Genomic DNA, 14,472 nt, shown 5'->3' with positions numbered 1-14,472 from the left:
TTATAATAGAAAAACCTCATATCTTTAATAAAGACATGAGGTTAAGGCACACTTCAAGAAAATTAATTATACTCAGGTAATTAACTTTCAGGTATATATTTACAGTATTTCATTTTTGAGAACGCGCATACATTCTTAAGCGAAATACAATGATATGCATGATTATTCCTATTATTCATGTCTTCGAAGCCTCTCTGGACTCGCAATTAAAGACGAAGTTTTTTATATTTAAACTGTTATTAGTCTAAAACTTTTTAATAAATAAGTCAATGATTTCTTTAAACTAAAAGTTAACAAAATCGCTCGTAATGTTTAACTTTGTAATGTGTTTTTTTAAGCATCTCTACGTCGAATATCTTCTAATAAATCTTTAAAATCATTAGGCAAATTAGTACTTCTTTCAATATACTCATGTGTTACTGGATGTTCAAAACCAATCACACCCGCATGCAATGCTTGACCACCAATATCTAATGTTCTCTTAGGTCCATATTTAGGGTCACCCACAAGCGGGTAGCCAATATATTTCATATGCACACGAATTTGGTGAGTTCGTCCAGTTTCCAATTCACATTCTATCAAAGTATAGTCTTTAAAATGCTCTATTACATTGAAATGCGTTACAGCTTCTTTACCATCATCAACTACAGCCATTGCTTGACGGTCATTTTTATTACGACCAATTGGAGCATCTACCGTACCATAATCATGCGGAATATTACCGTGAACTAACGCAGTGTATTTACGTTTAACACTTTTAGCCATTAGTTGTTCGACAAGACCTCGATGAGCGATGTCATTTTTAGCAACCATTAATAAACCAGAAGTATCTTTATCAATACGGTGAACAATACCAGGACGTATTTCACCGTTAATACCAGATAAATTTTTGATTTGATACATTAAGCCGTTCACAAGTGTGCCCGTGTAATGACCTGGAGATGGATGTACTACCATACCTTTAGGTTTATAAACAATCGCCACATCATCATCCTCATAATAGATATCTAAATCTAAATCTTCTGGTTGAATGTCTGCTTCTACAACTTCCTTTTCAGTGACAATGATATGATCATTTAATTTAACTTTATAATTTGATTTAATCACTTTATCATTAACTTTAACTAAATCTTCTTTAATCCAATCTTGAAGTTGGCTACGAGACCAAGCATCATTCGACTCAGATAGAAATTTATCTATTCTTTGACCAACTTGTGTTTCATCTGTGATCTTAAATTCATGTGTTTCCAAAAGTATACCTCCTTAGTTCTTTTTAGTTGTATCCTTTAATAATGCGATAATTACGAAGATAACACCTATAGTTAAACTTGAATCTGCAATATTAAAGATTGGGAAATCATAACCAAAGATGTTTGTATCTATAAAATCGACAACTTCACCATTAAATACACGATCAATAAAGTTACCTAACGCACCAGCAAAGAGTAAGGTAATTGCAACTTGCATAAATAAATTATATTTAGCTTCTTTAATATAAAACAGCACGAGAACTACTAAAATAACTAATGTGATAATATAGAAAAATCCCATTTTACCACTTAAAATTCCCCAAGCAGCTCCATTATTTCTATGTGAAGTAATATTAAGAAAATGAGGAATTACTTCGTAGGAATCGCCAATTTTCATGGATGAAGCAATTATCCACTTTGAAATTTGGTCAAAAATTATAATTAAAAATGCTAAAAGAAGTGAGATTCCAATATAATATTTCTTTTTCATTCATGTGCCTCCATTCAGTTCAACGTCACTTTTGACAACACTTAACATTATATCCTACTCCAAGACATAAAAAAAGATTGCTGAGTATAAATCTAATTATTAGAAATGTTGAGCAATAATATCATACAAAAAGTTGAGACTTAATCGTGTCTCAACTTAATTTTAGTAAATATTTAGCTTACTCAATTATTCATCTTTTATTCGATTAAACCTGAAGTACAAGCCATCTGGTCCTTTTAAATTTAAATGCGTAGATTCAGGATAGTGAAAATCTATTAACGCTAAACCATATGTGTTTTCATTATCAACACGCTTGGTCCCTGATAACCACTGATTCATTGCTAAATGATTGTAATAATGATTTGAGGACAAAAATAATGAGAAATCGTCTATATAAGCTGACTCTTCTAAACCGAAATAATTAAGATAATATGATTTAATTTCTGAGATTCTAATAGTTTTAAGATGCAAATGACCTAATTTCGCTTCATTAGGTACACCTTGCCATTTTTCATTAGAAACTTCTTTTAACAATCGAGGTACGTTAATTGGTCTAATATCCAATTTCACTCTATTATCTTCATCGTATTTCCACATTTCAAAGTCATAATCGACGTAAAATTTAAGCGCATTACCTTCAGGATCTTCAACAAAGAGTGATGTTCCAACACTTTGTTCTCCTCCATTAACCGGTATCTCAAAATCACTTAATTGTACTAATAAATCAGCTAGAGAGGATAGTTCTGGCAACTTAATTCCTATATGAAATAAGCCAGCTTCAGACATGAGTGGCTCTCTACCATTTTGAATTTCATTAAAAGTTATATATTGATTGTTTGCTCCAACCTTATATTGAACAGCCTTCATAGATTCATTAACAAAATTAAATCCTAAAACTTCTTCATAAAAGGCTCTTATAACTTCTATATCACGTACATTTATTATTATTCCATTAACGAAATGTGCATCTTTACTATGAAACATCATTCTACCCTCTCAACAATGACTTGTACTCTGAATGGTTGTCTATATATAAGATTTCATTACTATAATTTTAACATTATGACTAAATATATTTAAGAATTCAAATTTCTAATTTATGATGTGAATTTAAAGAGATTTTTAAATATATCAACATTTTCTCATTTAAGTCTTATAAATCTTACTTTAATTTTTCTAATCAATTTGTTTCTTAAAGTATAAAAGACCTAAGAAGACTTCTTTATAATAAAATCTCCTCAGGTCTATGATTAATGGTTACCAATCATTTAGAAATTAAACTAATGTTTTCACTACTTCTTGGCAACGTGGACATAGATGATCAAGTTCTCCAACAGAACCTAATTCATCGCTATAGTTCCAACATCTTTCACACTTTTCGCCTTCTGCGTGTTCGATGCGAATATCACCATATTTATATGTTTCACCATTTTCAACTGAATCAACAACTTCAACTTGAGAAACGATGAATAATTGTTGTAAATCATTAAATTCTTGTAAGAATTCAGCAGCTTTAAATGATTCATTATTGCCAATAACCACTTTAGCTTCTAATGATTTACCAATGACTTTTTCATTACGAGCTTGTTCTAAAGCACGGTTTACGTCGTCGCGTAGATCCATAAGAGTATTCCATTTATCTAATAATTCTCTATCTACTTCAACAACTTCTGGCATATCTGCTAAATGAATACTTTCCTCTTTAACGTGAGGTGTATGTGACCATACTTCTTCTGCAGTATGCACTAGGATTGGTGCTAATAATTTTGTCATATCTACTAAGATTTGATAAAGCACTGTTTGCATGCTGCGACGTTTATGAGAGTCTTTCTCCTCAATGTAAAGAATATCTTTACCATAGTCTAAATAGAAGTTACTTAATTCTACATTGATAAAGTTTTGAACTTCTTGATAGATGTTAAGGTAATCAAAATTCTCATAGTTGTTGATAGTACTAGCTGTGAATTCACGTAAACGATTAAGTAAATAACGATCTACGTCGAGTAATTCATTTTCAGGGATACGATCTGTCTCAGGGTTATAATCATTAATATTACCTAACATGAATCTGAGTGTATTTCTTATTTTACGATAAACATCAGAAGTTTGTTTTAAAATTTCATCTGAAATACGGACGTCTGCTAAATAATCAGTACTACTTACCCATAGACGTGCGATATCTGCACCTTTTTGCTTAACAACTTGGTCCGGAACGATGACGTTACCAAGCGATTTACTCATTTTTTTACCTTCACCATCCATAACGAAACCGTGTGAAAGTAGGAATTTATAAGGTGCTTGTCCACGAGTTGCTACAGCAGTAGTTATTGAAGAGTTAAACCAACCACGATACTGGTCACTTCCTTCAAAGTAAAGATCTGCAGGGAAACTTAACTCTGGTCTTGTTTCTAATACACCACGGTGAGATGAACCTGAATCGAACCATACATCCATGATGTCTGTTTCTTTAGTAAATTCACCATTAGGACTTCCAGGATGTGTAAATCCTTCTGGTAATAAATCTTTCGCTTCACGTTCAAACCACACATTTGATCCATGTTCTGCGAATAAATCAGCGATATGATTAACTGTTTCTTTCGTCATGATGATGTCACCATTTTCAGCATAAAATACTGGTAATGGAACACCCCATACACGTTGACGAGAAATAACCCATTCGCCACGATCACGAATCATATTGTAGATACGTGTTTTACCCCAATCTACTTTAAAGTTAGTCTCTTCAATCGCATCTAAGATATCTTGTCTTACTTTGTTAATTGAAGCAAACCATTGAGGTGTCGCTCTAAAGATAACTGGTTTTTTTGTACGCCAATCATGTGGGTAGCTATGTGTAATAAAGTCTAATTTAAGAAGTGCGTCCTTTTCAGTTAATAAGTCAGTGACAGCTTTATTTGCTTTGTCATAGAACATACCTTCAAATTGGCCGCCCTCTTCAGTAAATACACCCTTGTCATTTAGAGGACTGATGACAGGTAAGTCATATTTTTGTCCAACGATGTAGTCATCTTCCCCGTGTCCAGGAGCAGTATGAACACATCCAGTACCTGCATCTGTTGTGACGTGATCTCCATTAATCACTAGTGACGTACGATCTAAGAATGGATGTTGCGCTTCAACATATTCTAACTCTTTACCTGTAAATTCTTTTTCAAGTTGAATTGTATCTTTATCCCAACCTAAAGCATCAGCTACAGTCTCAGATAAGGCTTGAGCAACAATAAATTTCTGTCCTTCTACATTGTATTGGCCATACTTAAGTTCTGGATGAACAGTGATAGCTACGTTTGAAGGAATTGTCCAAGGTGTTGTAGTCCAGATAATAAACTTAGCATCTGAATCAACAACTCCTTTATCGTCTTTAACGTTAAATGCTACATAAATAGAGGCAGAACGTTTATCATGATATTCAATTTCCGCTTCAGCTAATGAAGATTCACTTGAAGGTGACCAATAAACTGGTTTCTTACCTTTATAAATTAAACCTTTGTCTGCCATTTCACCAAATAAACGAATTTGTGCTGCTTCATATTCAGGGGTAAGTGTAATATAAGGATTATCAAAGTCACCGCGAACACCTAGACGTTTGAAATCCTTCTTCTGAATATCTACTTGCTTAAGTGCAAATTCTTTACACTTTTCTCTAAATTCAGCAATTGACATTTTTTTACGGTCTACGCCTTTTTTAGTTAAAGCCTGTTCAATTGGTAAACCATGCGTATCCCAGCCTGGAACATATGGTGCATAGAATCCTTGCATTGTTTTATAACGGACGATAAAATCCTTAATAATTTTATTAAGTGCATGTCCCATATGTAAACTACCATTTGCATATGGTGGGCCATCATGCAAGATATAAGATTGATTACCTTTATTTTTTTCTAATGCTTTTTTATATTGATCTTCTGCATCCCATTTTTCTTGAATTTGAGGCTCTTTATTAGGTAAACCGCCTCTCATAGGAAAGTCAGTTTTGGGCATTAATAAAGTATCTTTGAAATTCATTCTGTTCACTCCTTCTAATGATAAAAAGAACTCTAAGTTCAATTAAAAGGGACGGCTAAACCGCGGTACCACCCTATTTAACTCAACTTAGAGTTCTCTCATAAACATATTAAAATAAAAGCCAGTGATATAAGAAACAAACGATATGTTAGGCTCTCACCATTCCTAACTCGCTGGAATATGTTTAGTGTTTCTTACGCGTCTGTCTTTTTATATCATATCAATAAATTGTCATTAAGAAAATGTATTTTTAACATAAATACATTTACAAATTTAAAATTCTTCAATTGCGTCTCCATCTATTAATCATTTATCAATAGAATGCTTATAAATTACTATGAGTTGTAGAAGTCTCTGATTGATTATTAGACGTACGTGAAGATTCAGAAGTAGAAGTTGTTCCACTATTATTCTCTGCTTGAGATTGGCTTTCCTTCATAGCGCGTTCTTCTGGTGTAAGATCATTATCATTTAAGTGATGAATATCTTCTAAAGTCACTTGTTCAGCATCTAAATCATAATTTAATAAGTAATCCCAATCTTCACTTTTAAGTAAATCTAATTGAGCTTCTACCAGCATACGGAAACGAGATCTAAACACTTTAGATTGACGTTTCATATCTTCAGTTTGGAAGGATAAACGACGTGCTTTTTCAATCGCATCATTTACAATTTTATCAGCTTGAACTTGAGCTTTAGCAAGTGTAGCTTCGGCATCTTTATTAGCAGCTAATTTTGTTTCTTCTCCAACTTTTTGAGCTTGAATTAAAGCATCACTTACAGACTGATGCACGTCTTGATAAGATTTGATATTAGTGTCTCTATCTTCAACTACTTTTTCAAGTTGCTTTTTATCTTCTTTAAGTCGTTCAATCTCAGTGCTTAATTGATCTAAATAATTAGCAACCTCAGTGGGTTCTAAACCATTCTTCACTCGACTAAACTCTTTATTTTTAATCTCACTTGGTGTGAAAGGCATGATATATCCTCCTTAATTCATCACTATTTAAATAATGTCTGATAGGTAATGTGTAGTTTATCTTTTTTAGTTCTTCCTCCAATTTGAGTGATTTGAGCTCTGCCAAATCCTTGGATAGAAAGTAAGTCATTTTGTTCTAATTGAAAGTCAGGTGTATCAATTATAGTATGATTCACTTTGACTCTTTTCTTTTCTATTAATTGCTTTGCTATATTACGAGATTTATGGATCATATCTTTTAATACAACATCCAATCTCATTGCACTAACAGTCGTGCTGTGAATTTTCCAATTCTCTTTTGATTGTATCATATCTTTTATAGGAATAGAATTAAGTTTAACTGTGGCACCTTTAATCCTATTTAATTCAAACATAATATAAGATTCCAAACGCTCTGTCAAAACAAACTGTATATCATCCGCGACTATAATATCTCCCAATTGTTCTCTCTCAATACCTAAAGACATTAAGGTGCCTAACACATGTTGATGTTGAATTGAAACGAATTTCTCAGGATAATCGATTCGTAAGAGTGACAGTTCAAAATCTTCCACTTGTGCTTCATAATATGTTGGAGCTATGATAGCACGTTTTCTCTCAGCGTAGGGACCCCCATAAAAGTTGACTTTTAACATTTCATAACTCCCCACGATGACTTCTAAGATGTATTGGCCTCTCGGATCTAAAAAAGCAGTGAGCACAGGCGCATAGTGATTTTCAGCTTGATTACACTTATCTATTAATTGATCTATCAATTCTTGCTCTTCTCTTCTAAAATGTTGATATATATCGATGTGAGACACTCCTAACATTTTATTTTAACAACATTCAATTAAGGTAACTTCAATTTCACATGACAAAAACGAGGTCAAAGTTTAATAAATACTTTGCCTCGCTTAAAATACTCATATAAAATTCAAACTAGTTCATTTTTATGATAAATGTGTAAGTATGATGTTAAAAATTGAAACTAAACCTCTTTGAAATAATACTAATACTATAATAGCTGCTATAGAAGAAATATCTATGATGCCAATGGGAGGAATGATTTTCCTAAATGGTTCTAAAAAAGGTTCATAAATTTTACCAAGAAATTCCCCCACTTTAGATTCTCTAATGCTTGGAACCCAAGACGTGAAGAAATAAATAATCATTCCTATATAATAAATTTGAACCAAAAATAATATAAATCGGAATATAGTACTAAGTAGACCGATATCCATAATTAGACTCCTTATTCGTAATGTTGCTCCATGTTTTCGATATGATCAGTTATGCTTCCAGCAACTTCTACGTTATCAGGTGTACATAAGAATATATCAGTTCCTACACGCTGAATATCTCCACCAATCGCATATACTGTTCCACTTAAGAAGTCAATAATACGTTTAGCAGAAACTTTATCAATGCGTTGTAAGTTTACTAAAGTAGCACGTCTATTTTTCAATTCATCCGCAATATCTTGTGTATCAGAAAACACACGTGGTTCAAATAAGCACATTTTAGAGCTTTCTTGTGTCGCATAATTTTGAGATGATTGGTTCATAGTTACAACATTACGAGAATTACTCTTTGAATTATTATTCATACGATAATTCCTTTCTTCAGAAGTTGCACCTTTTCTTGTTGTGCTCTTTTGAGGCACAGATTTGATTGCATTTTGTTTGTTTACATTGTTTTGTGATTGCGTTGATGGTACATTGTTTTCATTTCGTGATTCAACATCACGTTCTTGTGCACGCTCACGTGTCTGAGATGTTTCACGTTCTTCTGGTGCTTCAACTTCTTCTTCATCTTCTACTACAAAAAATCCATTAAATAAATCCTTTAAAGCCAAGGGGCTCACTCCTCTTCTCCTACAAGTTTAGTCCCAATTCTGACAAAGGTTGCACCTTCTTCAACTGCTATCTGATAGTCATTACTCATTCCCATAGATAATTCTGTGCAAGGTGCATGTTCTAAATTGAATTGTTGAATTTCTTCTTTTTTATGTCTTAAATCATTGAAAATTGATTTTATGTACACACTATTATCAGTTAGAGGTGCCATTGTCATTAAACCAATTACTTTGATGTTTTCATAAGCTTTCAGTTCTTTTAAAAATTCATTAACTTCGTCTAATGCTATACCATGTTTAGATTCTTCCCCAGAAACATTAACTTGTAAAAAACAAGATACAACATGGTCTGCTCTCTTATTAATCTCCTTAGCTAAACTCAGGCGATCTAAAGCGTGAAAATAGTCAACTTCGTTAATTACTTCTTTAACTTTTCTAGATTGCAAAGAACCAATAAAGTGAAATACAACATCATCAGGTAATGCTGCTTTTTTCTCTTTGAAGCCTTCTAATCTATTTTCGCCAAAGTGCCTAATACCTGCTTCATAAGCTTCTTTAGCTCGCTCTATTGTAACATACTTTGTCACTGCAATCACGTGAGGGTGTGCTGAATTAGAACTTTTTTCTAAATGTTCACTTATTTCTTGTTCAATTTGTTTTAAATTTTGTTTTACACTCACTAACGTTCCTCCTCACTTTACTTGCGTCCTATAAATGCTAACATACGTCCAGTCTGACCTTTTTCAATTCTATAAGAGAAAAATAAGTCTAAATTTTCAGAAGTAGCATACTCAGTAATATAGATATTATCTGATGGGACGCCTACTTCTTCAAGTAATAAAGCATTGGCTTTTTTTAAATCAATACCATGTTTGTCTGCTGCACGCGAGTCAATATATTTAGATGAGTCAATTGTTAATGTTTCAAATTTACCTTTGATATCATCATTGATTTCATAGGAATTAGATGTTGCTGGTCCAATAACCACTTGTAAATCATTTAAATCAAAGTCAATTTTTCTAACCATTTCTTTTACGATCTCACCATAAGTACCACGCCATCCAGCATGGGCAAGGCCCACATAACCATGCTTCTCACTATAAAAGTAAACAGGAACACAATCAGCATAACACATGGTTAATAATATATTGGAATCATAAGTAAAAATGCCATCTAACCCATATAAGTCATCAGTTAATTCTTCAATGTTCATACCTCGATGTTCTTTAGTAATTTCTGTGACTTTATTTCCATGTGTCTGAATTGGGAAAACCCAATTATTTCTATTGAAGCCTATTTCATTTGCAAGAATTTCCTGATGTTGAGTAATATTAGCTTGATTATCATCCACGTATCTAGCCATGTTAAAAGCGTGTTTTGGATAATGACTCAGTCCATTCTCTCTAGTTGTGAAACCAAGCTTAATACTATGAGTAGGTTTTACATCATAATCTAAATAATATTCTTTCTTTATAAACTTTTCAGTCATTATGTTTCACCACCATTTGAGAATGTTTAAAAGTAATTATTATAATTCATGACAATTAAGTATATTATAAAACTATTATATATCATACTTTCTACCATTTAAACTACAAGTTACAAGAATAAATAATTTAAATATATACTTAATATTGGTGTCATGAAAATTAATAAGTAATATTATGTAATTCATAAACTGTAATTTAAAAAGCCATCAGTACAAACTCTGATGGCTTTTTATCTAAATTATCATATATAATTAGCGTCTTGTTCTTCTAGAACGTCTTTCTTCTCTATTTCTAATAAAGCTAGGAATGTCGTCATCTTTTGTAGAGTGACTTCTTTCGCTTACGCCTTCTGAAGATTGAGAGCTAGTTGAAGTGTTTGTAGCAAATGAGTCTTCTTTAGGAGTAGCATGACTTTGGTTAGAAGAATTACTATTAACACTTGAACCGAAACCAGTACTTGTAGCTTTACGACCTTGAGATGACGGTTTATCTTCGAAACCTGTAGCAATCACTGTAACAACAATTTCGTCTTGAAGTTCAGGATTAATTACTGTACCGAAGATCATGTTTACATCTTCATCAGCCGCATCTTGAACAATATCAGCAGCTTCTTGAGCTTCAAATAGTGAGAGTGATTCTCCACCAGTAATGTTCATAAGTACGCCTTGAGCACCAACAATTGAAGTTTCTAATAATGGTGATGAAATAGCTTTTTTAGCAGCTTCAACTGCTCTATTTTCACCAGAAGATACACCGATACCCATTAATGCTGAACCTTGGTTAGACATAATAGTTTTAACGTCGGCAAAGTCTAAGTTTACCTCACCTGATACAGCGATTAAATCTGAGATACCTTGTACACCTTGACGTAACACATTATCTGCTTCCTTGAATGCTTCCATCATAGGCGTAGATTTGTCTACGATATCTAATAAACGATCATTAGGAATAACAATTAATGTATCAACTGCAGCTTTCATTGCTTCAACGCCAGCGGCAGCTTGAGTTTGACGTTTACGTCCCTCAAAACCGAATGGGCGAGTTACAACGCCTACTGTTAAAGCGCCCATTTCTTTAGCGATTTTAGCAACTACTGGAGCAGCTCCTGTACCAGTACCGCCACCCATACCAGCAGTAACGAATACCATATCTGCACCTTGGATAGCATCTTCGATTTGTTCACGAGATTCTTCAGCAGCTTTTTTACCAATTTCAGGATTTGCACCTGCACCAAGACCTCGCGTTAACTTTTCACCAATTTGGATTTTTGATTCCGCTTTAGATAAGTTAAGCGCTTGTCCATCTGTATTGATAGCGATAAACTCAACGTTATTCATGCCGTGGTCAATCATACGATTAACAGCGTTGTTACCGCCGCCACCTACACCGATGACTTTCAATGTAGCTAAATGATTAAATCCTTGTTCAAATTCTAACATTTAAATTTCCTCCTAGTCTTAATGGCCAATAATCATTCAAATAGAGATTTCATTAGTTTTTTAAATTTACCTTCTTCTTTGTCCTTACCTTCTGATTGATGATAATCATCTTCGTGATGTTCTCTGCGGTCTTCATATGTTTCCTCACGAGGTGATTCAGGTTCTTCCTCATGATTCTCTTTTTTGTTTGATTTACGTTTAAACCAATCAAAACCGCTCGATTTAGATTCGTTATCTTTATCTTCAGATTCGATAACTTCCTCTTCAAATCCTTCATTATCTTGATAACTAATTGTAACATAATCTAATAACTCGTCAAAAGCGATACTACTAGAAATTGTCGAAATAGCAGAAGAGAACTCAGGTTTTCTAATACCCATTTGAGATGGAGTATGAATTCTTACTTTCTCACTTACCATGTCTTGTAGTAATTCTTTTACACCAAGTAAGTTAGCAGAACCACCTGTTACAATAAATCCGCCATTCACTTTAGTAAGTCCAAGTTCTTGTAACACATCAAACACTTCAAAGAATATATCCTCTACACGTTGTTCGATAAAATCGCTTAAATCTTTTTGAGTATATTGAACATGTTCTTCACTATCAATTTGATCTACTGAGAATACATCTTGCTCTGAAGCTGAATCATAGAAAGCATGTCCATATTGATGCTTAATCTTCTCAGCAGTATCATATGTAGTATTTAAGCCTTGCGCAATATCATCTGTAATATCACGACCAGCCATTTCAATTGAATCAGCGTCTACTAACTCGCCACGCTCATAAAAAGCAATTTGAGTTAAATCTTCGCCAATATCAATGACACAAGCGCCTAATTCTTTTTCTGTAGCGGTTAAAATTGAACCATAATTGTATGCATCAGAGTAAACATCTAATACATCTACGCCACATGCTTCAACACATTTAATCATATTAATTAAAATAGATTTCTGTATAGCTATAACGCCTGCATCAACTTTCAATGAATGTCTAGCAATTAATTCTTTAGGGTCAGAAACTTCATTGTCTTTATCAACTACGAATCGAATAGGAAAGACATTAATCACTTCTGTTTCTGTTACATCATTCTTATCACGAATTCCGTCTAAAACTGATTCAATGTGTGTTCCATTAATTTCAGTATCTTCATAAAATTCAATTTCATTTGATTCATCGTATACTTCGGTACCAATGATAGGTAACTTTAAGAATACTTCTTTTATATCTACACCAGAGGCAATTGAAGCCTTCTTAATTGTATCTTTGATTGCTTGTCTCGCAATATCAAAATCATCAATAAGACCATTCTTGATACCGCTAGTATAGGTTTGTCCTGTACCTATCACATTTATTCCATTGTGAAATTTTTCGCCTACTATCGTTTTTACACTTGATGAACCTATATCTATACTTACATAGTAATGTTCCTCCATAGATAGGCACCTCCTGACAAATTACTATTAAAATACACTATGTTTAGTTTACAATACGTTGAATAGCTTGTGAACTATAAACACATAGTATTAACGAAATTTTTTAATTATTATCTTTTGATTGATTATTAATTTTATTTAAAACACTTTGAAGTTCTTCTTTAGCTTCACTTTCTTGTTGTGTAGATTTTGTTACATTCTGGTCGGATTCAGACTCAGCACCTGTTGCTCCACTATAAGGTATGAATGAAGCACCCACTGATAAATCAATATACCCATCAGTCTTGAGATTACCTGAATCATCTCTACTTAAAGATTGTGACATCTGCGGGTAATACTTCATTTTATCGGCTATTGTAGTAATATCTCCGACAACTTGCATGTCATCTTTAGTGAAGATTTCAATTCTATTTTGTTTGTTCTTCTCTGGAGCATAACTAACTTCAGCAATTAAACTTCTTACTTCAGGTGACATTTCAGATAAAGCTTGAATGATTCGTGTTTTTTTATTTCCTTTAAAACCATCGATAATTGGTCCGTCATGTGAAACATCATCACTGTAATCTTTTAATTCTTTGCCATCTTCTATAATTGGAACGTAACTGTCTTTACTTTTTTCTAAACCAACAACTTGGTACTCAGTTACTTTTACATTTATAGTGTTAGGCAATTGTTTATGAATTTCAACATCCTTGATCAAGGGATTCTTCTTCAAATTTTTAATTGCTTTCCTCTTACTAAATGTGTACATTCTTGAATGAGATGTAACATTTAACTCTTTATTGATTTTACTTTTACTAACATTATTATTACCTTTAATATTCACATTAGAAATCTTGCTTAAAGGGGTGAACATATAAAGTAAGAATATAACAATCAATAATACTAATACAGTAATAATGATATACTGTATTCTTTTTTGTCTTTTTCGGCGTAACGCTCTTTTTTCTTCTAATGTTAAAGGTTTCTGTTGTTCATTTTTATCTTTTTCTGAGTTGTGATCACTATTATTATTAATAAAAGGCATCTTATTTATAAAACCTTTTTTATAACTTTTCCTTTCATGAACGTCTTTATTCGCCTTACCACTCTCATCTTTACTAGATTCAGAAGCATCACTTTTACTATCTGATTGAGAATGTTCTTCTATATCTTCGATGTCTTCATTTGTATTGTCTTCATTAATCTCTGTTTGAGAGTCTTTATGATGTTGTATTGCTTCATCACCGTGGTTTAGACTATCTTTATCATGTTCATTTTCGGATTGAATCTTTTTATCTTCATTAGTACTTTCCATCTCTGGAGAATCATTATCGGGAACATCATTTTCTTGTGTTTCCTCATTCGAATATTCATCGTTATTAACTCTGTCACCGAAACGTTTTCTTTTTCTATTACGAAAATCTTTATTTCTTCTAAAAAGACTCACATCATCTTTATCATTATTGTCTTTCTTAGATGTAGTAAAATCTTCAATGCGCGAAACTTTATCATTTTTGTTTTTATTATTTTCATCCATGAGCATTCA

At 32.8% G+C, this 14,472-nt stretch carries 13 protein-coding genes; all 13 read right to left on the bottom strand.

All coding sequences use genetic code 11. The annotated features are described in order from the left end of the window. Window positions 1-333: 333 nt before the first annotated feature. The 13 genes from HMPREF2642_RS08295 to HMPREF2642_RS08235 all read right to left on the bottom strand — a co-directional run bounded on the left by HMPREF2642_RS08295 (window position 334) and on the right by HMPREF2642_RS08235 (window position 14,463). Window positions 334-1,251, bottom strand: a complete 918-nt coding sequence (locus tag HMPREF2642_RS08295; protein ID WP_030065298.1) for an RluA family pseudouridine synthase — start codon at window positions 1,249-1,251, stop codon at window positions 334-336. Window positions 1,252-1,263: 12 nt separating this feature from the next. Beyond that, complete coding sequence (gene lspA / locus HMPREF2642_RS08290) at window positions 1,264-1,740, bottom strand: signal peptidase II (protein WP_023350426.1); 477 nt, start codon at window positions 1,738-1,740, stop codon at window positions 1,264-1,266. Between the two features lie 186 nt (window positions 1,741-1,926). Then, the gene (locus HMPREF2642_RS08285; RefSeq protein ID WP_030065296.1) at window positions 1,927-2,724 is read right to left on the bottom strand and encodes a VOC family protein; all 798 of its coding nucleotides are present in this window, start codon (window positions 2,722-2,724) and stop codon (window positions 1,927-1,929) included. 291 nt (window positions 2,725-3,015) lie between these two features. After that, a complete protein-coding gene (gene ileS, locus HMPREF2642_RS08280; protein WP_070597777.1) occupies window positions 3,016-5,766 on the bottom strand; it encodes an isoleucine--tRNA ligase in 2,751 nt (916 codons plus the stop codon). Window positions 5,767-6,091: 325 nt separating this feature from the next. Then, window positions 6,092-6,745 (bottom strand): DivIVA domain-containing protein, encoded by a 654-nt coding sequence (locus HMPREF2642_RS08275; RefSeq protein WP_030065292.1) that lies wholly within the window; start codon window positions 6,743-6,745, stop codon window positions 6,092-6,094. Window positions 6,746-6,768: 23 nt separating this feature from the next. Further along, the gene (locus tag HMPREF2642_RS08270) at window positions 6,769-7,557 is read right to left on the bottom strand and encodes a YlmH family RNA-binding protein (RefSeq protein ID WP_030065290.1); all 789 of its coding nucleotides are present in this window, start codon (window positions 7,555-7,557) and stop codon (window positions 6,769-6,771) included. 120 nt (window positions 7,558-7,677) lie between these two features. Beyond that, window positions 7,678-7,968: a YggT family protein gene (locus HMPREF2642_RS08265; RefSeq protein ID WP_023350429.1), complete on the bottom strand. Its 291-nt coding sequence runs from the start codon at window positions 7,966-7,968 to the stop codon at window positions 7,678-7,680. A gap of 11 nt (window positions 7,969-7,979) precedes the next feature. Next, window positions 7,980-8,591, bottom strand: a complete 612-nt coding sequence (locus HMPREF2642_RS08260; protein WP_030065288.1) for a cell division protein SepF — start codon at window positions 8,589-8,591, stop codon at window positions 7,980-7,982. After that, complete coding sequence (locus tag HMPREF2642_RS08255) at window positions 8,588-9,262, bottom strand: YggS family pyridoxal phosphate-dependent enzyme (RefSeq protein WP_070597776.1); 675 nt, start codon at window positions 9,260-9,262, stop codon at window positions 8,588-8,590. The genes HMPREF2642_RS08260 and HMPREF2642_RS08255 overlap by 4 nt, the downstream gene beginning before the upstream one ends. A gap of 17 nt (window positions 9,263-9,279) precedes the next feature. Continuing rightward, window positions 9,280-10,071 (bottom strand): peptidoglycan editing factor PgeF, encoded by a 792-nt coding sequence (gene pgeF / locus HMPREF2642_RS08250; RefSeq protein WP_030065286.1) that lies wholly within the window; start codon window positions 10,069-10,071, stop codon window positions 9,280-9,282. 252 nt (window positions 10,072-10,323) lie between these two features. After that, window positions 10,324-11,511 carry a cell division protein FtsZ gene (ftsZ, locus tag HMPREF2642_RS08245; RefSeq protein ID WP_030065284.1) on the bottom strand — a complete coding sequence of 396 codons (1,188 nt, stop codon included), beginning with the start codon at window positions 11,509-11,511 and terminating at the stop codon, window positions 10,324-10,326. A gap of 32 nt (window positions 11,512-11,543) precedes the next feature. Next, entirely contained in the window at window positions 11,544-12,944 is a 1,401-nt protein-coding gene (gene ftsA, locus HMPREF2642_RS08240) for a cell division protein FtsA (protein ID WP_002435260.1), read from the bottom strand. Window positions 12,945-13,047: 103 nt separating this feature from the next. Continuing rightward, window positions 13,048-14,463, bottom strand: coding sequence for a cell division protein FtsQ/DivIB (locus HMPREF2642_RS08235; RefSeq protein ID WP_070597775.1), 1,416 nt, complete (start codon window positions 14,461-14,463; stop codon window positions 13,048-13,050). Window positions 14,464-14,472: the final 9 nt, after the last annotated feature.

It is taken from the genome of Staphylococcus sp. HMSC055A09 (assembly GCF_001809655.1).
GTDB lineage: Bacteria > Bacillota > Bacilli > Staphylococcales > Staphylococcaceae > Staphylococcus > Staphylococcus capitis.
The sequence above is the reverse complement of the archived record's forward strand: the minus strand, read 5'-3'. Positions and strand labels throughout refer to the sequence as shown.

Bases quoted from the DNA above. Each gene is read 5' to 3' on its own strand.
- ftsZ (WP_030065284.1), bottom strand. From the start codon at position 11,511: ATGTTAGAATTTGAACAAGGATTTAATCATTTAGCTACATTGAAAGTC.
- lspA (WP_023350426.1), bottom strand. From the start codon at position 1,740: ATGAAAAAGAAATATTATATTGGAATCTCACTTCTTTTAGCATTTTTA.
- pgeF (WP_030065286.1), bottom strand. From the start codon at position 10,071: ATGACTGAAAAGTTTATAAAGAAAGAATATTATTTAGATTATGATGTA.
- HMPREF2642_RS08275 (WP_030065292.1), bottom strand. From the start codon at position 6,745: ATGCCTTTCACACCAAGTGAGATTAAAAATAAAGAGTTTAGTCGAGTG.
- ileS (WP_070597777.1), bottom strand. From the start codon at position 5,766: ATGAATTTCAAAGATACTTTATTAATGCCCAAAACTGACTTTCCTATG.
- HMPREF2642_RS08235 (WP_070597775.1), bottom strand. From the start codon at position 14,463: ATGGATGAAAATAATAAAAACAAAAATGATAAAGTTTCGCGCATTGAA.
- HMPREF2642_RS08265 (WP_023350429.1), bottom strand. From the start codon at position 7,968: ATGGATATCGGTCTACTTAGTACTATATTCCGATTTATATTATTTTTG.
- HMPREF2642_RS08270 (WP_030065290.1), bottom strand. From the start codon at position 7,557: ATGTTAGGAGTGTCTCACATCGATATATATCAACATTTTAGAAGAGAA.
- HMPREF2642_RS08285 (WP_030065296.1), bottom strand. From the start codon at position 2,724: ATGTTTCATAGTAAAGATGCACATTTCGTTAATGGAATAATAATAAAT.
- ftsA (WP_002435260.1), bottom strand. From the start codon at position 12,944: ATGGAGGAACATTACTATGTAAGTATAGATATAGGTTCATCAAGTGTA.